This is a genomic window from Streptomyces sp. WAC07094 (assembly GCF_036320405.1).
In the GTDB taxonomy this organism is placed as follows: Bacteria; Actinomycetota; Actinomycetes; order Streptomycetales; family Streptomycetaceae; genus Streptomyces; species Streptomyces lannensis.
In genome coordinates this window covers 8,144,559-8,162,430 of the sequence record NZ_JAVMJZ010000001.1, presented here as the reverse complement: position 1 = coordinate 8,162,430, position 17,872 = coordinate 8,144,559, and the positions used below count along the sequence as shown (strand labels likewise).

13 protein-coding genes are annotated in these 17,872 nt (G+C 72.6%); 11 read left to right on the top strand and 2 right to left on the bottom strand.

What is annotated here, in order from left to right; genetic code table 11:
- Positions 1-97 precede the first annotated feature (97 nt).
- The 6 genes from RCR19_RS36640 (at position 98) to zwf (ending at position 8,569) form a co-directional block, all read left to right on the top strand.
- Positions 98-652 carry a 2Fe-2S iron-sulfur cluster-binding protein gene (locus tag RCR19_RS36640; protein WP_331269047.1) on the top strand — a complete coding sequence of 185 codons (555 nt, stop codon included), beginning with the start codon at positions 98-100 and terminating at the stop codon, positions 650-652.
- Complete coding sequence (locus RCR19_RS36635; protein ID WP_331269046.1) at positions 649-1,641, top strand: xanthine dehydrogenase family protein subunit M; 993 nt, start codon at positions 649-651, stop codon at positions 1,639-1,641. The genes RCR19_RS36640 and RCR19_RS36635 overlap by 4 nt, the downstream gene beginning before the upstream one ends.
- Positions 1,638-3,776 carry a xanthine dehydrogenase family protein molybdopterin-binding subunit gene (locus RCR19_RS36630; RefSeq protein ID WP_331269045.1) on the top strand — a complete coding sequence of 713 codons (2,139 nt, stop codon included), beginning with the start codon at positions 1,638-1,640 and terminating at the stop codon, positions 3,774-3,776. The genes RCR19_RS36635 and RCR19_RS36630 overlap by 4 nt, the downstream gene beginning before the upstream one ends.
- Entirely contained in the window at positions 3,769-4,911 is a 1,143-nt protein-coding gene (locus RCR19_RS36625; protein ID WP_331269044.1) for an XdhC/CoxI family protein, read from the top strand. The genes RCR19_RS36630 and RCR19_RS36625 overlap by 8 nt, the downstream gene beginning before the upstream one ends.
- A gap of 311 nt (positions 4,912-5,222) precedes the next feature.
- Positions 5,223-7,046: a glycoside hydrolase family 15 protein gene (locus tag RCR19_RS36620; RefSeq protein ID WP_331269043.1), complete on the top strand. Its 1,824-nt coding sequence runs from the start codon at positions 5,223-5,225 to the stop codon at positions 7,044-7,046.
- 146 nt (positions 7,047-7,192) lie between these two features.
- Complete coding sequence (zwf, locus tag RCR19_RS36615; protein ID WP_331269042.1) at positions 7,193-8,569, top strand: glucose-6-phosphate dehydrogenase; 1,377 nt, start codon at positions 7,193-7,195, stop codon at positions 8,567-8,569.
- Positions 8,570-8,660: 91 nt separating this feature from the next.
- Here the strand turns inward: zwf and RCR19_RS36610 are convergent, their stop codons facing one another.
- Entirely contained in the window at positions 8,661-8,969 is a 309-nt protein-coding gene (locus RCR19_RS36610; protein WP_331269041.1) for a hypothetical protein, read from the bottom strand.
- Positions 8,970-9,238: 269 nt separating this feature from the next.
- On the opposite strand from RCR19_RS36610, the gene RCR19_RS36605 reads away from it, so the two are divergent.
- The 3 genes from RCR19_RS36605 (at position 9,239) to RCR19_RS36595 (ending at position 13,232) form a co-directional block, all read left to right on the top strand.
- The gene (locus RCR19_RS36605) at positions 9,239-9,457 is read left to right on the top strand and encodes a hypothetical protein (protein ID WP_331269040.1); all 219 of its coding nucleotides are present in this window, start codon (positions 9,239-9,241) and stop codon (positions 9,455-9,457) included.
- A 39-nt stretch (positions 9,458-9,496) separates the two neighbouring features.
- Positions 9,497-11,800, top strand: coding sequence for an FUSC family protein (locus tag RCR19_RS36600; protein WP_331269039.1), 2,304 nt, complete (start codon positions 9,497-9,499; stop codon positions 11,798-11,800).
- A 562-nt stretch (positions 11,801-12,362) separates the two neighbouring features.
- Positions 12,363-13,232: a DMT family transporter gene (locus tag RCR19_RS36595; protein WP_331269038.1), complete on the top strand. Its 870-nt coding sequence runs from the start codon at positions 12,363-12,365 to the stop codon at positions 13,230-13,232.
- Between the two features lie 153 nt (positions 13,233-13,385).
- Here the strand turns inward: RCR19_RS36595 and RCR19_RS36590 are convergent, their stop codons facing one another.
- Complete coding sequence (locus tag RCR19_RS36590) at positions 13,386-15,458, bottom strand: SpoIIE family protein phosphatase (protein ID WP_331269037.1); 2,073 nt, start codon at positions 15,456-15,458, stop codon at positions 13,386-13,388.
- Between the two features lie 395 nt (positions 15,459-15,853).
- Between RCR19_RS36590 and RCR19_RS36585 the strand changes: the two genes are divergently transcribed.
- Positions 15,854-16,816 carry an NAD-dependent epimerase/dehydratase family protein gene (locus RCR19_RS36585; RefSeq protein ID WP_331269036.1) on the top strand — a complete coding sequence of 321 codons (963 nt, stop codon included), beginning with the start codon at positions 15,854-15,856 and terminating at the stop codon, positions 16,814-16,816.
- 110 nt (positions 16,817-16,926) lie between these two features.
- On the top strand, positions 16,927-17,784 hold the full coding sequence (locus RCR19_RS36580) for a fructosamine kinase family protein (RefSeq protein WP_331269035.1): 858 nt from the start codon (positions 16,927-16,929) through the stop codon (positions 17,782-17,784).
- Positions 17,785-17,872 lie beyond the last annotated feature (88 nt).

Here is a 17,872-nt window from a genome sequence, read left to right as displayed (position 1 = left end):
CCCGCTCAGTACAGCGCCATCCCTTTGTCTCCTACTCGTTTGCATACCGGTCCGTTCCCCTCGGGCGTTCTTCCGGATCCGCGAAAGAAGGCTGATCATGGCCCCATCGACGTCCAGCGCCATCACCCTGAACATCAACGGCGAGAAGTTCACGCTGACCGTCGACCACCGCACCACACTGCTCGACGCCCTGCGTGAACGCCTCGATCTGACCGGCACCAAGAAGGGCTGCGACCAGGGCCAGTGCGGTGCCTGCACCGTCCTGCTGGACGGGAGGCGGGCCGTGTCCTGTCTGCAACTCGCGGTGGCGGCGGAGGGACGGGAGATCACCACCATCGAAGGCGTGGCCGAGGGCGAGCGGCTGCACCCGGTGCAGCAGGCGTTCCTCGACCTCGACGGCTTCCAATGCGGCTACTGCACACCGGGACAGATCTGTTCGGCCGTCGCGGTGATCCAGGAGCACGCGGCGGGCTGGCCGAGCGCCGTCACGGACGACGTCCGGCCCGAGGCGGGACCACCACCGCTGACCGACGACGAGATCCGGGAACGGATGAGCGGCAATCTGTGCCGCTGCGGCGCCTATGTGTCGATCGTCCAGGCGGTCGCCCGGGCGGCGGCGTCCGAAGAGCAGCCCAAGGGGGCGGCGGCATGAGGGAGTTCGGTTACCGGAGGGTGTCCGACGTGGCCACGGCGGTCGCTGTGCTCGACGCCGAGCCCCACGCACGGTTCCTCGGCGGCGGCACCAACCTCGTCGATCTGATGAAGACCGGGGTCGAGCGGCCCGCCCTGCTCATCGACGTCCGCGAACTCCCCCTCGACCGCATCGAGTCGACGGAGGACGGCGGACTGCGCATCGGTGCGACCGTCACCAACAGCGACCTGGCCGCCCATCCCGAAGTCCGCCGACGCTACCCGGCGTTGACGCAGGCGGTGCTGGCCGGCGCCTCGGGGCAGCTGCGCAACATGGCCACGGTCGGCGGCAACCTCCTCCAGCGCACCCGCTGCGGCTACTTCGCCGATGTGACCGAGCCCTGCAACAAGCGTGTCCCGGGCAGCGGTTGTCCCGCCGTCGAGGGTGAGCACCACAACCACGCGATCCTGGGCGCCTCCGGCCACTGTGTGGCCGTCCACCCCTCCGACATGGGCGTGGCACTGACGGCCTTCGACGCCGCCGTCAGCTACGAAAGCGCCGACGGGCCCGGCGAGTTGCCGCTGGCGCAGTTCTATCTGCCTGTGGGCGACACTCCGCACCTGGAGACGGCCCTGCCGCCCGGAGCACTGATCACCGGCGTCACCCTGCCGGCCGCCCCGGTCGCCGCCCGCTCGCGCTACCGCAAGGTACGCGAACGCGCCTCGTACGCCTTCGCCATCGGCTCGATCGCCGCCGCACTCGACGTCCGGGACGGAGTCGTACGGGACGCGCGCCTGGCCTTCGGGGCGGTCGCGTCCCGGCCGTGGCGGGCCCGGGCGGCCGAAGAGGTGCTGGTCGGGGCCCCCGCCGACGCCACGACCTTCGCCGCGGCCGCGGACGCCGAACTGGCGGCGGCGAAGCCGCTGCCCCGCAACGGATACAAGGTGACCCTGATGCACAACCTCGTGGTGTCCGAGCTGACCGCACTCGCCGAAGGGGTGGCCCGATGACCACCGCCACGACCAGGACCACGACGGCACAACGGGCCGTCGGCACCGCCCACACGCGCGTGGAGGGCCGCGACAAGGTCACCGGAGCGGCCCGCTACGCGGGTGACATTCCCTTCGCCGAACTCGCCCACGGCTGGCTGGTGCTCTCCTCGGTCGCCCGTGGCCGTGTCCGCTCCCTGGAGACCGCGCCCGTGCTCGGGATGCCGGGCGTTCTCGCGGTCCTGCACCACGAGAACGCGCCCCGCGTCGACAGCGACCACATCGGCCTGCTCGGTGTCCCCCCGGAGCCGACCTCCGTCGTCTTCCAGCACGACCGGGTGCCGCACATGGGCTGGCCCGTGGCGCTGGTCGTCGCCGAGACCTCCGAACAGGCCAGGGAGGCGGCCGAGGCGCTTGTCGTGCACTACGAGTCGGAGCCGCACGACGTGGCGTTCTCCGGCGGCCACCCGGACGTCTACGCCCTGGACGGCCATATGCCCGCGGTGACGGAGAAGGGTGATCTCGAGGCAGAACTCGCCGCGTCCGCCGTCGTCGTGGACGAGGAGTACACCACCCCTGAGGAACACCACAGCCCGATGGAGCCCCATGCGGCGGCCGCCCGGTGGGACGGCGGCCGGCTCGAGGTCGTCGACTCCAATCAGGGCAGCACATGGGTCGCGGACGGACTCGCCAAGCTGTTCTCGCTCGACCCGGAGTCGGTGCGGGTGCGGTCCGAGCATGTCGGTGGCGGCTTCGGCAGCAAGGGCGTCCGCGCCCACCAGGTGGCCGCCGTCATGGCCGCGACCGTGCTCCAGCGCCCGGTGCGCGTCGTACTGACCCGCCGCCAGATGTTCGCCCTCGCCGGCTACCGAAGCCCCACGGCACAGCGGATCAGGCTCGGTGCGGACGCCGACGGCCGGCTGCGCGCCCTGGACCACCGTTCGGTGAACCTCACCTCCACGGTCCACGAGTTCGTCGAGCCGAGCGCCGGCGTCGCCCGGGTGATGTACGACGCCGACGCCCACCACACGGCCAACCGGGTGGTCCGGCTCGATGTGCCGACCCCGACGTGGATGCGTGCGCCGGGCGAGGCACCGGGGTCCTTCGCGCTGGAGGCGGCGCTCGACGAACTCGCCGAGAAGTGCGGGATCGACCCGATCGAACTGCGCGCGCGCAACGAGCCCGAACGGGGTCCCGTGTCCGGCCGGCCGTTCAGCAGCCGCAATCTCCTCGCCTGCTTCCGTGAGGGTGCCCGCCGGTTCGGCTGGGCGGACCGGGATCCACGTCCCGGTCTGCGCCGCGAGGGGCGCTGGCTGCTGGGCACCGGCACCGCGGCCGCCTCGTTCCCGGCAGGGGCCGGACCGTCCACCGCGGTCGTGACGGCCGAGGCGGACGGGACCTTCACGGTGCGGATCGCCGCGGCGGACCTCGGCACCGGGGCACGGACGGCGCTCACCCTCGTGGCCGCCGACGCACTGGAGGTGACGACGGACCGCGTCCGGGTGCGGATCGGGGACAGCGACTTCGGACCGGCGATGATCGCCGGAGGCTCGATGGGCACCCGCTCCTGGGCGTGGGCCATCACGGCCGCGGCCGGCGAACTGCGGGAAAGGCTGGCTCTGGGCACCGCGGTCCCCCCGGAGGGGGTCACCGTGCGCTCGGACACCACCGCCGCCATCGGCGCCCTCGCCCAGAAGGAACGGCACTCCTTCGGAGCCCAGTTCGCGGAGGTCGCCGTGGACGTCGCCACAGGCGAGGTGCGCGTACGCCGTATGCTCGGCGTCTTCGCGGCGGGCCGCATCGTCAACCCCCTCACGGCACGGAGCCAGTTCGTCGGCGGAATGATCTGGGGCGTCTCCATGGCCCTGCACGAGGAGGCGGTCAGGGACCTGGCGTCGGGCGGCCACGTCGGCGCCGACCTCGCGGGCTACCACGTCGCCACGCACGCCGACGTCCAGCGGATCGAGGCGGACTGGATCGACGACCCGGACCCGGACGATCCGGTCGGGATAAAGGGCATCGGTGAGATCGGCATCGTGGGCGCGGCGGCCGCGATCGCGAACGCGGTGTGGCACGCGACCGGCGTCCGGCACCGCAGTCTGCCCATCCGGCCCGACCGCGTCCTGCCGGCCGGAACGGGAGCACTGCGTGCTTGACATCGCCGAGGCGTTGCACGACTGGATCGAGGAGGGCCGCGACTTCGCCGTCGCCACCGTCGTGTCCGTGGGCGGCAGCGCACCGCGGGGCCCCGGGGCCGCCCTCGCCGTCGACAGCGAGGGAACGGTCATCGGCTCGGTCTCCGGCGGCTGCGTGGAAGGCGCGGTGTACGACCTGTGCGTCCAGGCGCTGCGGGACGGCGAGACCGTCCTGGAGCGATTCGGCTACAGCGACGAGGACGCCTTCGCGGTGGGGCTGACCTGCGGCGGGGTCATCGACGTCGTGGTCACGCCGGTCGGCTCCCGGGCGCCGGTCCGGGCGGTGCTCCGCTCGGCGCTCTCGGCGGCCGCCCGCGACGAGCCCGCCGCTCTCGCACGGGTCGTCCGAGGCCCGGCCGATCTGCTCGGCAGGGCCCTGCTGGTCCCGCCCCACGGTGCGTACGAGGGCGGTCTCGGTGGCCACGCGGACCTCGACCGCACGGCGGCCGCCGAGGCCCGGGCCATGCTGGACGCCGGCCGCACCGGCCTGGTCCAGGTCTCCCAGGACGGATCGCACTGCCCCGGAGGCGTCACGCTGCTCGTGGAGTCCAATGTCCCGGCGCCTCGCATGATCGTGTTCGGGGCGGTCGACTTCGCCGCGGCGCTGGTGCGGGCGGGCAAGTTCCTGGGGTACCACGTGACGGTGTGCGACGCCCGCCCCGTCTTCGCCACACGCGTCCGTTTTCCCGAGGCCGACGAGATCGTGGTCGACTGGCCGCATCGCTATCTGCGGCGGACCGCGACCGACGCACGCACGGTCCTGTGCGTACTCACCCACGACGCCAAGTTCGACATCCCGTTGCTGAAGGCGGCGCTGTGTCTGCCGGTCGCCTTCGTCGGCGCGATGGGCTCCCGCCGCACCCACGAGGAACGCAACCGGCGGCTTCGTGAAGCGGGTGTCGGCGAGCGGGAGTTGGCCCGGCTCAGATCGCCCATCGGCCTCGACCTGGGCGCCCGTACGCCCGAGGAGACAGCCGTGTCGATCGCGGCGGAGATCGTCGCGGCCCTGCGGGGAGGAACGGGCGTCCCGCTGACGGACTCGACGGCACCGATTCACCGCGCCGCGGAGGAGCGCGGCGGGTCCGCGGCCGCCTGAAGCGGAACGGGCCGCAGGGGGCCGCGGCGAAGGCCCGAACCCCGGAAACGGTCGTGTGCCCGCCGGTCTCACCCTGCGGTCGAGGTTCAGCTCCCGTCCCTCGACGCACGATCGAGTGACGCCGGCGGGCCCGCAGAGGTCGTACAACGTCGTCCCCCCGCGCGTCGATGTGCCGCCCGCCGTGTCCCGGCCTCCCTACGCGCCTCGGCCGTACGGGGGATCCGTCGCCCGACAGCCGAGGCGTACGCGTCCGGGCTCACCCGGCTCGACTAGTTTTCCGGGGAGCCGACCGGACAGCTCGGAGTGTGGTGATGGACCGCTATCCGCCGATCGCCGACCATGGAATGGTGGGCGACCTGCAGACGGTCGCGCTGGTGTCCGCCAAAGGCGTGCTCGACTGGTTCGCCGCTCCCCGCTTCGACTCACCCAGCATCTTCGCCGCGCTGCTGGATCACGACCGCGGCGGTCACTTCCGGCTGGCGCCGCAGACCGAGGGCGTGACCTACCGCCAGCTCTACTACCCGGACACGGCCGTTCTCGTCACCCGGTTCATGTCCTCCGACGGTGTCGGCGAGTTGATGGACTGGATGCCCCCGAACACCTCACGCCGTCCCACCGACCGCCACACTCTGATGCGCGTGATCCGCGCCGTGCGGGGCACGGTCCGCTTCACCCTCGACTGCCGGCCGCGCTTCGACTACGGTCGCGCCACGCACGACCTGCGTCTCGACACGGCGCACGTCGTCGCCCGCACCCCCGGCATCGCGCTGCACCTGCAGGCGACCTTCCCGCTCGAGGGCACGGGCGACGACGTGCGCGGCACGGTGACGCTCGAAGCCGGGCAGGCCGCCGGAGCGGTCCTGACCGTGTGTGCGGCGGACGGCGACGCACCGCCGGTACCGACCGAAGGACAGCTCACCGACGAGCTGTGGTCCGCCGTCAACTTCTGGCAGGACTGGGTGAGCACCGCGAACTACACCGGCCGGTGGCCCAATATGGTGCGCCGCTCGGCGATCACGCTCAAGCTGCTCACCTACGCCCCCACCGGTGCACCGGTCGCCGCAGCCACCATGGGCCTGCCCGAGCAGGAGGGCGGGGAGCGCAACTGGGACTACCGCTTCACCTGGGTCCGCGACGCGTCCCTGTCCGTACGCGCCCTCCTCGACCTCGGTTTCGCCGAGGAGGCGGTGGCCTTCACCCACTGGCTCAGCGACCGGCTGCGCGAGCGCATCGACCTGCCGGGCGAACGGCTGCAGATCATGTACCGGGTGGACGGCGATCCGCAGTTGGGCGAGGAGGTTCTCCGGCACCTCGAGGGTTACCGCGGCTCGTATCCGGTCCGGGCCGGCAACGCCGCCATGGACCAGCTCCAGCTCGACATCTACGGCGAGGCCCTCTACGCCCTGTCCGAAGCGCGCGAGCTCGGCCTCGTCCAGGCCGGCTACCACGCCTGGCAGGGAACGGCCGATGTGCTCGACTGGCTCGCGGACCAGTGGGACCGGCCCGACGAGGGCATCTGGGAGACCCGCGGCGGCCGCAAGGACTTCACCTTCAGCAGAGTGATGAGTTGGGTGGCCTTCGACCGCGGTATCAAACTCGCCGAGCACTTCAGCCGGCCCGCCGACATCGAGCGCTGGCGCCACACCCGCGACGCGATCCTGAAGCAGATCATGGTCCGGGGCTGGAACAGCTCCCAGCGGGCCCTGGTGCAGCACTACGACAGCGACGTACTGGACGCCTCGCTGCTGCTCGTCCCCCGCGTCGGCCTGCTGGCCGCGAAGGACCCGGCATGGCTGTCCACCCTGGACGCGATCGACCGCAGACTCGTCTCGGACAGCCTCGTCTACCGCTACGACCCGGCCGCCTCACCCGACGGCCTGCGCGGCTCCGAGGGGACGTTCAGCCTCTGCACCTTTCTCTACGTGGACGCGCTCGCCCGCGCGGGGCGCCTGCGGCAGGCCCGCTACGCCTTCGAGAAGATGCTCACGTACGCCAACCATGTCGGCCTGTTCGCCGAGGAGATCGGTCCCTCCGGCGAGCAACTGGGCAGTTTCCCCCAGGCCTTCACCCATCTGTCGCTCATCATGGCCGCCTGCACACTCGACAACGCCCTCGACGCGAAGCGGAGCGGCTGAATGACCGTCGTCCCGAGCATCCGGCACCCCGCCGCGGCCCGGTTCCGGGTGGTCCACCGGGACGGGCTCCGCGGCGTCCCCGTCCGGCTTCGACCGCAGGTGCCACGAAGGTACGTCCGCAAGGCTTCGTCTCAGGAGGGTCAGCGATGACAGCACGGCAGACGGACGGGCTGGTGATCTTCGGCGCCACGGGTGACCTGGCCAAACTCGAGACGTTCCCGGCGCTCGTGGGCCTCGTCGAACGCGGCGTCCTCGACGTCCCCGTGGTGGGCGTGGCGAAGGCCGGCTGGAGCGTCGACCAGTTCCGCTCCTACGCGGAGGCCTCACTCGCCCTCAACCACATCGATCCCGGGTCGCCGGCGGCCGTCAAGCTGCTCGGGCTGCTGCGCTACGTCGACGGCGACCTCGACGACGACGCCACGTACGCGGCGGTGTCCGAGGCCATGGGCAGTGGCGAGCGCGCCCTTTTCTATCTGGAGGTACCGCCCGCCCTCTTCGGCCGGATCGCCCGGGGCATCGCGACGGCGGGACGGGCGAAGGGCGCCCGCATCATGGTCGAGAAACCCTTCGGCCACGACCTGGGCAGCGCGCGCACACTCAACGCGACCCTGCAGGAGTACTTCCCCGAGGACGCGATCTACCGTGTCGACCACTGGCTCGGCCTCGACCCGGTGGAGAACGTCCTCTTCGCTCGCTTCGCCAACTCGGTGTGGGAACCCCTGCTCAACCGTACGCACGTGGAGAGCATCCAGATCACCATGGCCGAGGCCTTCGACGTCTCCGACCGGGGCCGCTTCTACGACCGCACCGGCGCCATCCGGGACGTGATGCAGAACCACATGGTGCAGGTGCTGGCCACCGTCATGGCCGACCCGCCCTCCGGGCCGGGACTGCAGTCCTGGCAGGACGCCAAGGCCCAGGTCGTCTCCTCACTGCGGCCGCTCACCCCGGAGACCGTCATCCGCGGGCAGTACGAGGGGTATCTGGACGTGGACGGCGTGAACCCGGGCTCGAGCGTCGAGACCTTCGCCGCGGTCCGGCTCGCCGCCGACTCCTGGCGCTGGGCGGACGTCCCGATCCTCATCCGCGCGGGGAAGTGCCTGCCCGTGACCGCGACCGACGTCTGCATCCGTTTCCGCCGCCCTCCGCACGACGTCTTCGGGCTGCGTCCCGCGCCCGCCACCAACATGCTCCGCTTCCGCGTCTGGCCCGAGACCCAGGTGTCCCTCTCCCTCGCCGGTAAGAAGCCGGGCGAGGGCTGGGAGGCCCAGCAGGAGGAGCTGGCGTTCAGCCGGCTCCCCTGCTCGGACATGCGGCCGTACGACCGGCTCATCGGCGCCGCACTGTCCGGCGACCGCTGGCTGTTCGCCCGGCAGGACACCGTGGAGGCCGCATGGCGCCTCGTCGACCCCGTCCTCGGTGACGTCGTGCCGGTGCACCCCTACCCCCGTAACACTTGGGGCCCCCGGGAGACCGACGCCCTCCTCCCGGTCGGCCACAGCTGGCTCGCCCCGGCCGGCTGAACGGCGCCGCGAACCCGCAGCGCCGTTTCCCCGGCCGGCTCCCCCCGCTTCGAAGTGAGTTCGGCGGCGGGGGCGGGTGTCCGGGGGGCGGCTACCCCTGGGCGGACTCCGACGCGTCGGCACCACCGTCCTGAGACGCGTCCTGTGCCTTGTCCTTCGCCGCCTGGAGCGCCTTCAGGTAGTCCTCGGGGGACAGCGCCTTGCACTCCGGCGTGCCGCTGTCCGCGGTGTCGTTCTTCTTGGCGACGAGGGCGTTCGTGCAGGCGGCTATCTGCTCCGCGCTGGCGGCTCGGTCGGCGGTGGAGGACGGATCGGCGGACCCGTCACTGCCGGAGCTCGCTTGGGAGCAACCCGTCAACACGAGCGCGGCGACGGCCAATGCGGCGGCGGTGTAGCGCATGTTCTTCCTCAGGTTTCGGGCAGGTGGAACTCACGCGGCACGAAGCCCATCGGAGCCTTGGGCATATGCCTGAGTGACCTCTTGGTCACGCGTGGTGGAGCTGCCGGACTTTTGCATTCCAGGCGCGCCGCGTCAACCGCTCCTTCACAATTACCAGGCGACATTTCGATATCACTGTGTGTGCGGGCCCCCGGCATCGCTGAGTGGCTCGGTCGCACACCCGGGTGGCCGCGGATGCGGGCCCGCCTCCGACGAGTGAATCTGGGGGTATGGCCGAGCGTCGCGTGATCGTTTCCCCGCCCTCCGAGACAGGCGGCCGGCGTATCCGGGCCGACGGCGAGATCCTCGGGATGGCGTACAGCCTGCACGAGCTGGCGGTGCTCCTTCAGCGTGCCGGGCTCGAGGGCTGGGACGAGGTCGATGTCGCCGAGTCCCCCGTGATCGAGTGGCATGGCGGTGGGCCCGAGGTGTGGCCCAGGAACTTCTGAGAGCGGCGTGGGCGCGTGCGCAGACCTGGCCGCCTCCGGATGATCGGACGGGCCCCGGCATGGCTGCGTGCGCACGATCCGGAGCTGGCGGCGACCCGGAGGGCCGCGCGGACCGCGCTGGTGATGCCCGCCCTGTTCGCGTTGTGCGGTCAGGGGTTCGGCTCACCGACGATGGCGACCTTCGCGGCGTTCGCCTCGTTCGCGATGCTGCTCCTGGTGGAGTTCACGGGACCGATGGTGCAGCGACTGCGGGCCCATCTGGGCCTCGCGGTGGTCTGGGGGGTGCTGATCTGCGTCGGCACCCTCGTGGCCCGCGAGACGTGGCTCGCGGTGACCGCCACGGTCGTAGTGGCGTTCTTGATCCTCTTCTCGGGTGTGGTCAGCTCCGTCCTCGCGGGTGCGTCGACGGCGCTGCTGCTGGCCTTCGTCCTCCCGGTCACCACGCCCACGTCGCTGTCTCAGCTGCCCGAGCGACTCGCCGGAGCGGGATGCGCGGCCGTCGCCGCGCTGTTCGCGATCTCCCTGCTGTGGCCGCGTCCGGCGGCCGATCCGCTCAGCGCACCCGCCTCGCGTGTGTGCCGCGCGGTGGCGGCCCAACTGCACGCCGACGCGGCCCGGCTGGCCCGTGGCCCGCATGCGCCGAGCGGCGGTGACTGCCATGCCGCCGCCGACGAGGCCGCCGCCGCGGCCGACGACCTGCGGCGCGCCTTCGACGGCACCCTCTACCGGCCCACCGGGCTGTCCGTCGGTTCGCGCGCCCTGGTCCGCCTGGTCGACGAACTCACCTGGCTGTGCAGCATCGTGGCCGACAGCGTGACCCCGCGCGAGGACCCGCCGCCCTGCGACCGAGCGGCCCACTCGGTACGCCGGGCCGCCGCCGAGACCCTGGACCGGGCGGCCGACCTGCTCGACGCGCCGGGCGACCCGCCGGACGCCCTGCGCGCCGCCCTGGAGGATCTGCGCTCGGCCATGAACGACATGGAGCGCAGCGCGACCACCCGGCTGCCCACACACCAACCGCCGCCCGGTACGGAGTCGGCGGTCAGCGCCTTCCTCGGCACCCTGGATCTGTCGTTCCGCGCCCAGGAACTGGGGTTCGCGACGCTCCAGATCGCCGAGAACGTCGCGCTGTCCGCGGCCGCCGAACGGCGCAGCTGGCCGGAGCGCCTGCTCGGACACGAACCCGGCAGCCTGAGCGCACCGCTGGCAGCGGCGAGCGAACGGGCCGCGGCGCATCTGCAACGGCACTCGGTCTGGCTGCACAACAGTCTCCGGGGTGCGCTCGGCCTGGGCGCGGCGGTCGCCCTCGCGGACCTGGCGGGTGTCGAGCACTCGTTCTGGGTGCTTCTCGGGACCCTGTCGGTACTGCGCTCCAACGCCCTCAACACGGGGCAGAAGGCGTTGCGCGCCCTGGGCGGAACGATCGCGGGTTCGGTGATCGGAGCCGGGCTGCTCCACGTCTTCGGCCATCACGGCACGTCTCTGTGGTTCCTGCTGCCCCTGGCCGTCCTGGTCGCGGGCATCGCGCCCTCCGCCATCTCGTTCGCCGCCGGTCAGGCGGCCTTCACGATCACCCTCGTCATCCTGTTCAACGTCGGCCACGACCCCAACTGGCACATCGCCCTGCTGAGGCTTCAGGACATCGCCATCGGATGCGCCGTGAGCGTGGTGGTGGGCCTGCTCTTCTGGCCGCGCGGTGCCGCAGCCGCGGTCGACCGTGCCCTCGCCAGGGCGTACACGGACAGCGCCCGCTATCTCGCCGGAGCGGTCAAGTACGCCGTCGGCCGCTGCGGTCCCGGTCCGGTTCCGGCCGGCGCGCCCCTGGACGAGGGCCGTCAGGCGGCCGCCGCCGCCCGCAGACTCGACGACGCCTTCCGCAGCTACCTCGCCGAACGCGGCGCCAAACCGGTGCCCCTGGCCGAGATGACCACCCTGGTCACCGGCATCGTCGGCCTGCGGCTGGCCGCGGACGCCGTACTGGGCCTGTGGCGGCGCGACGGCGAACCGGACAGCGAGACGGACCGGGCCGACGCCCGCCTGGTCCTGACGGCCATCGCGGGCCGCGTGTCCGGCTGGTACCGGGCCCTCGCCACGGGCCTCACGCGACACACCCCCGTGCCCGATCCGCTGCCGCACAGTCCGTCGGCCGAGGCGCGCCTGGTCGACTCGCTGCGTCAGGACCTCACCGACGACCGTGGGCAGGCCACCGCCACCGCGGTCCGCATCATCTGGACCGCCGACCATCTTGATGCCGCCCGCCGCCTCCAGCCGAGCCTGGCGGCCGCGGCGCGGCCGAGCGGACCGCACGGCGCGACGGGCCTCGCACCGTCCCCTGCGGACTGACGGCGGAGCAGGCGCCGGGCCACCGTCCCGCTCCTGCACGCCGATACGGACGGTCGCCTGAGGAAGCCGGGCCGCACCCCGAACACGATCGCCACGCCCACGAGTTGGGCTTCGAAGATCTCCCCCGCCCGGTCGACGGGACGGTGCCGAGGGGTCCCCTCACATGGCTCCGTCGCGGCCGGCGATGTACTCGCGTGCGCACGGTGTGGCACAGCAGTCGCACCCACACCAGGCAGCCCACGGGCGGCGGGTTCCGAGCCCATGGGAACGGCCCCGGCGATCCTGGGTCGATCGTCGTCGCCACGGTGGACCTCGCCGCCGCGGGAGTCGGCCGCTGCGGGAATTCCCTTTTGCTCACGGTGAATTCGGGGTCGTACCGATGCGTCGGAGCGCCCGGGCCAGGGCCTCGTTGCCGGACTCGACGCCCACCCCGGCAGGGAGCGCGGCGCGTGCTGCCGCGGCTCCGGATGCGTGCCGTCCCGCGGCCCGCGAGTACCCGCGACCCGGCGCCGCGCGGCCGGCCTGCGGCGCACCGGTGCCCGGCACAGGGCATGCTGGACAGATGATCGTGCTCGCCGCGTTGTTCGCCGTGCTGGGGGCCGCCAGCAACGCGGTGGGGACCGCGTTCCAGCGCAAGGCGGCGTCGACGGTCGCCCGCGGCGGCGGTCTGCGGCTCCTGATCGCCCTCGCCCACCGTCCGGCCTGGATGATCGGAGTCGCCGGGGTCGCGGGTGCGGCACTGTTCCAGGCGCTCGCCCTGGTGAACGGCCCGATGGCCCTGGTCCAGCCGCTCTTCGTCCTCGAGCTGCCCTTCGCCCTGCTGATCGGCGCCTCGCTCATGCGTCGCCGACTGCCGCCCCCGGTCTGGTGGGCCATCACCGGCGTGGTGACCGGCCTCGCGCTCGTCCTGGGTGCCGCCGCCCCTTCCGGTGTGGAGGACCAGGCACCCATGGTCCGCTGGATCCCGGCGGTGGCGCTCTGCGTGGGGCTCATGGCCGCGGCGGTCGCCCTCGCCCGCCCGGGACGCCCGCCGCTGTTCCGGGCCGCCGTACTGGCCACGGCCTCGGCCATCGGCAACGCGCTCACCGCGGCGTTGCTGAAGTCCGCCACCGGCACGTTCTCCGACCGGGGCCTCGCCGCCTTCCTGACGTCCTGGCAGACGTACGGGTTCGCACTGACCGGCGTCTGCGCCGTCCTGCTGCTGGAGAACGCCCTTCAGGCGGGCTGGCTCGCCGCTTCGCAGCCGGCGCTCACCATCGGTGACGCCACGGTGAGCCTGCTGCTCGGTATCACCCTCTTCGGGGAGCGGATCCGGACGGGCTGGTGGGTGCTCCCGGAGGCGATCGGCGTCGGCTGCATCCTGTGGGGGGTGCTCCTGCTGAGCCGGGTGGTGCCCACCGTGCACGCGGCCGCGGACAGCGGCGGTCGATGACGCCGCTGCGGTCCCGACCCTGCGGCGACCCGGCGACCGCCGACGCACGGCCCGGCAAGCGGGAGCCCCGCGAGGAGCTTCCCCTATGGCATCCCGCACCTGCCGTGCCCCGAGGCGGACCGAGCACCCGGCGCGACCGGCCCGGCGTGTTCGTCAGGATCTGCCTCGGGTGATCAGCAGGGCGACGTCGTCCTCGCCGCCCGGCGGGCGGAGGGCGTCCAGGACGTAGTCGCACGCCTCCTCCGGACTGCGGCCGTGGGTCGCCGTGAGGGCGTCGAGAAGGGTGTCCAGGCGGGCGTCGATGGGGTCGCGCCGGGTCTCGACCAGACCGTCCGTGTAGAGGGCGAGCTGGTCGCCGGGGCGGAAGGGGACCGTGACGGTCTCGAAGGGGACCCCGCCGACCCCCAGCGGGGCGCCGGTGGGCAGGTCCAGCAGCTCCGCCGCCCGGCCGGGCCGCATGAGGGCCGGCGGCAGATGGCCGGCGAGACAGATCTGGCACTCGCCCCTGTGGGGGTCGTAGACGCAGTAGATGCATGTGGCGATGGTCTGCTCGACGCCCTCGGTCAGATGGTCGAGGTGCCGGAGCACCTCGGCGGGGGCGAGGTCGAGCTCGGCGAAGGCCCGGCTGGCACTGCGCAGCTGGCCCATGGTGGCCGCGGCCTTGATCCCGCTGCCCATGACGTCGCCGACCACCAGGGCCGACTTCTCCCCCTGGAGGGGTATCGCGTCGAACCAGTCGCCGCCGATCTCACCGACGGCTCCGGCGGGCTGGTAGCGGCAGGCGACCACCAGGCCGGGCAGGTACGAGGGAGGATCGGGGAGCAGGCTGCGCTGCAGGGTGAGGGCCGTCTGACGCTGGGCCTGGTACCAGCGGGCGTTGTCGATGGACACCGCGGCGCGGGCGGCCAGTTCTCCGGCGAGGAACACATCGTCCTCGGTGAAGGGCCCGCCGACGTCGGTGCGTTTGAGGTCGAGGGCGCCGAGGACCTCGCCGCGGGCCACCAGCGGTACGGCGAGATAGGAGTGCACCCCGGCGGCCGCGAGGAAGGGGGTGGCCTCCTCGGGATGCACGGCGCCCGGCGGATCCCGGTGGTTGGTGTGGGCGACCACGACCGGTTTGCGGGTCTGGATGCTCCTGGTGATCAGTCGGTCGGCGTCGTGCGCGGCGGCTTCCTCGAGCGGGCCGGCCGCATGCTCGGTCCCCGCCGGGTGGGCCGCGCTGACCGCCAGTGAGCGGAACCGGCCCGAGGCCGCGCCCGGCGCGCTCCGGCCGTCCAGGACCCGGTCGAGCACGACCACCGCGGCCACGTCGGCCAGGTCCGGTACGACGACGTCGGCGAGCTCGCGCGCCGTCTGTTCCAGGCCCAGGGTGGTGCCGACCGAGGCGGACGCCTTGGCGATCAGTGCCAGGCGCTGGCGGGCCGCCGCGACCTCGGCGGCGGCCCGATGTCGCTCGGTGATGTCGATGACGGAGTCGGCCATGCCGAGCATGCGCCCGCCGGAGTCCTCCAGCCGGTGATACGAGACGGACCAGGCGTGATCGTGATCCGGGTCGGCGTGGGTCCGGCCGACGACATAGCGGTCCACGACCGGCTCGCCGGTCTCCATGACCTGCCGCATGACGCGCTCGATGGCGACGCCGTCGAGGAAGGTGAGGACGTCCCTGACCCGGCGCCCGAGGTGCTCGGCGGCCGTCAGACCGTGGATGCGTTCGAGTGCCGGGTTCACGCTGAGGTAGCGCAGGTCGGGGTCCAGGATGGCGAGCCCGATCGGGGACTGCGACACCAGACGCGCGGACAGGGCGACGTCCCGCTCGACCTGGATGACGGTGGCGTGGTCGGTGGCGAGGCCGAGGGCATAGGACTCGCCGACGTCGTTCAGCAACCGCATGTTGCGGAACTCCACCAGGCGGGTGCTGCCGTCCTTGTGCCGGATCGGGAAGGCTCCGGCCCAGCCGATGCCGGACTCCATGACCGCGCCGAAGAGCCGGATGACCTCGTCCCAGTGCTCCTCGTGCACCATCAACCGGGCTGCGAACTCACCGAGTGCCTCGGCCGGCGTGTACCCGAACAGTTCCTCGGCCTGCGGGCTCCAGAAGACCACCCGGCCCTCCGCGTCCAGCACCACCGCCGCGACGTTCAGCAGATCGAGCAGGCCACTGGGCGGCACCGCCGGGCCGGCCGCAGCCGGGCCCTGGTCTGCCCCCAAGAACTCCGCCCTGCCCATGCCCGATCTTCCTCTCACAGCCGATACCACGCCTCTGCTCCTGCCGCGTGGTGGGCGCTGTGCCTCATTCCATAGTGTCCCCGGCGCGAGGCAAGCCAGCGAAAACCGCCCGAACCCCGGTTCGCCCCCGTGGTCACGGACACGGGACCTCCCGTCGACTGACCGTGTCCGGAGGCCGGCGTCGGCCCTCGTGGCCCGACAAGGCACCGGCCGTCCGGCGGCACGGTCCCGACCTGGGTACTCGCTCTGCGTGAATCACCCGTCTGCCGTAGACCACCGAGCTTCCCGCGTCCGGCGGACGGACGCTGATCGGGGTACTCGGCGCCCTCGCGTCGTCAGCCGTCCGGTGCCGAGCGCGCTCGATACGCAGTCGCCGACACAGGAAGAGGATGTGAATGGCCAACGCCTTGTCACGGCAGTGGGAACACGCCGTCGTCACCGGCGGCGCCGGATTCATCGGCTCGCACCTGTGCGCCACCCTGCTGGATGCGGGCACCGCGGTCACCTGCGTGGACGACTTCAGCACCGGCCGGCGCGAGAGCGTGTCCGACTTGCTGGACCGGCCCGGATTCACGCTGATACAGGCCGACGTCGCAAAGGGGTTCACCGTCGGCCGGCCTCCCGATCTGCTGCTGCATCTCGCCTCACCGGCCTCCCCCGCCGACTATTTGCGGCTCCCCCTGCACACGATGGACACCGGCAGCGTCGGTACCCGTAACGCCCTGGACCTCGCCCATCGCTCGGGCGCCCGCTTCATCCTCGCCTCGACCTGCGAGGTCTACGGGCACCCGCAGGAGAACCCCCGGGACGAGCGGTACTGGGGCCATGTGAACCCCGTCGGTCCGCGAGGCGTGTACGACGAGGCCAAGCGTTTCGGAGAGGCCCTCACCACCGCGCACGCGGATGCGAAGGGCACCGACACCGGCATAGTGCGGCTCTTCGACACCTACGGTCCGCGGATGCGCGGCCAGGACGGACGGGCCGTGCCCACCTTCATCCGGCAGGCGCTGAGCGGCCAGCCGCTCACGGTGACCGGTGACGGCCGGCAGACCCGGTCGCTGTGCTACGTCGACGACACCGTGCGCGGCATCCTCGCGGCGGCCGCACACGGCATGCGGGGCCCGGTCGACATCGGCAATCCCGCCGAGGTCACCGTGCTTCGCCTGGCCCGTCTCGTCAGCGAACTCACCGGCTCCACCTCGGAGATCCGCTTCGCCGCGCGGCCGACGGGCGACCCGGCCGCGCTGTGCCCTGACATCACGCAGGCCCGCGGCAAACTCGGCTGGGAGCCCGAGGTGGACACCGAGGACGGATTGCGCCGCACGATCGAGTGGTTCCGCACCGTCCTCGCCCGCTGAACCCGGTGGGGCCTCCGTGTGCCTCGACCGAGCGGCCGGGACCGCCCCCGTCGTACGGTGTGGTCCGGCCTCCTCCCGGAGGTCCCGAGCGAGGCGACGAGGTGCCGACCATGTCCGAAGGCCCGGGGGCCGCGGCGGCCCGGCTCACCGGACGCCCGGTGACGGATGAGCGCCCGCTGTCCGGGGCGCTCACCGAGGTGACCCTCGACCACGGTCATGTGGTGATGGTGAAGCGCGGCTCGGATCCCGGCGCGATGCGGGCCGAGTCGGCGGGTCTGCGCTGGCTGGCGGACGCCGGCACGGTGCGGGTCCCGGTCGTGCACGGCCACGACACGGGATGGCTGGTCACCGACCGTGTCCCGGCCGGCCGCCCGAGCGCCGGGGCGGCGGCCCGCTTCGGCCGTGACCTGGCCGCCCTGCACGCGGCCGGTGCACCGGCCTTCGGCGCCCCGCCCCCGGACGGCCCCGAGCACGCGTACATCGGTCTGGCCCCGATGCGCAACGTCGCGGGCGGTGACTGGCCGCTCTGGTACGCCGAGCACCGGGTGCTCCCCTGTCTGCGCAGTGCGGTGGACGGGGGCACGCTGCGCCGCGCCGAGGCCGCCGTGGTGGAGCAGGTCTGCGAGCGGCTGCCGCAACTGGCCGGCCCCGCGGAGCCGCCCGCGCGGCTGCACGGCGACCTGTGGAACGGCAACGTCCTGTGGGGCGTCGACGGACATGCCTGGGTCATCGACCCGGCCGCGCACGGCGGGCACCGGGAGACCGATCTGGCCATGCTCCAGCTTTTCGGCTGCCCGCATCTGGACCGCGTGCTGGACGGCTACCGGGAGACGGCGCCGCTCGCCGAGGGCTGGCGGGATCGCGTCGGGCTGCACCAGCTCTTCCCGCTCCTGGTGCACACGGTGCTGTTCGGCCGCGGCTACGCCGAGCAGGCGCTGGCCGCGGCACGTGCGGCCCTGACCGGGTGACCGCGGAGCACGGGCGCGGAAGGCCGCGTTGCGGACCGCGGACGGGCCGGAGGTACCGTCACCGGGTCGTCGACCGTAAGGAGCCTGC

What these genes read in the sequence shown, in the direction of transcription:
- RCR19_RS36640 (WP_331269047.1), top strand. Translation starts at nt 98, where the DNA reads ATGGCCCCATCGACGTCCAGCGCCATCACCCTGAACATCAACGGCGAG.
- RCR19_RS36635 (WP_331269046.1), top strand. Translation starts at nt 649, where the DNA reads ATGAGGGAGTTCGGTTACCGGAGGGTGTCCGACGTGGCCACGGCGGTC.
- RCR19_RS36630 (WP_331269045.1), top strand. Translation starts at nt 1,638, where the DNA reads ATGACCACCGCCACGACCAGGACCACGACGGCACAACGGGCCGTCGGC.
- RCR19_RS36620 (WP_331269043.1), top strand. Translation starts at nt 5,223, where the DNA reads ATGGACCGCTATCCGCCGATCGCCGACCATGGAATGGTGGGCGACCTG.
- zwf (WP_331269042.1), top strand. Translation starts at nt 7,193, where the DNA reads ATGACAGCACGGCAGACGGACGGGCTGGTGATCTTCGGCGCCACGGGT.
- RCR19_RS36610 (WP_331269041.1), bottom strand. Translation starts at nt 8,969, where the DNA reads ATGCGCTACACCGCCGCCGCATTGGCCGTCGCCGCGCTCGTGTTGACG.
- RCR19_RS36605 (WP_331269040.1), top strand. Translation starts at nt 9,239, where the DNA reads ATGGCCGAGCGTCGCGTGATCGTTTCCCCGCCCTCCGAGACAGGCGGC.
- RCR19_RS36600 (WP_331269039.1), top strand. Translation starts at nt 9,497, where the DNA reads ATGATCGGACGGGCCCCGGCATGGCTGCGTGCGCACGATCCGGAGCTG.
- RCR19_RS36595 (WP_331269038.1), top strand. Translation starts at nt 12,363, where the DNA reads ATGATCGTGCTCGCCGCGTTGTTCGCCGTGCTGGGGGCCGCCAGCAAC.
- RCR19_RS36590 (WP_331269037.1), bottom strand. Translation starts at nt 15,458, where the DNA reads ATGGGCAGGGCGGAGTTCTTGGGGGCAGACCAGGGCCCGGCTGCGGCC.
- RCR19_RS36585 (WP_331269036.1), top strand. Translation starts at nt 15,854, where the DNA reads ATGGCCAACGCCTTGTCACGGCAGTGGGAACACGCCGTCGTCACCGGC.
- RCR19_RS36580 (WP_331269035.1), top strand. Translation starts at nt 16,927, where the DNA reads ATGTCCGAAGGCCCGGGGGCCGCGGCGGCCCGGCTCACCGGACGCCCG.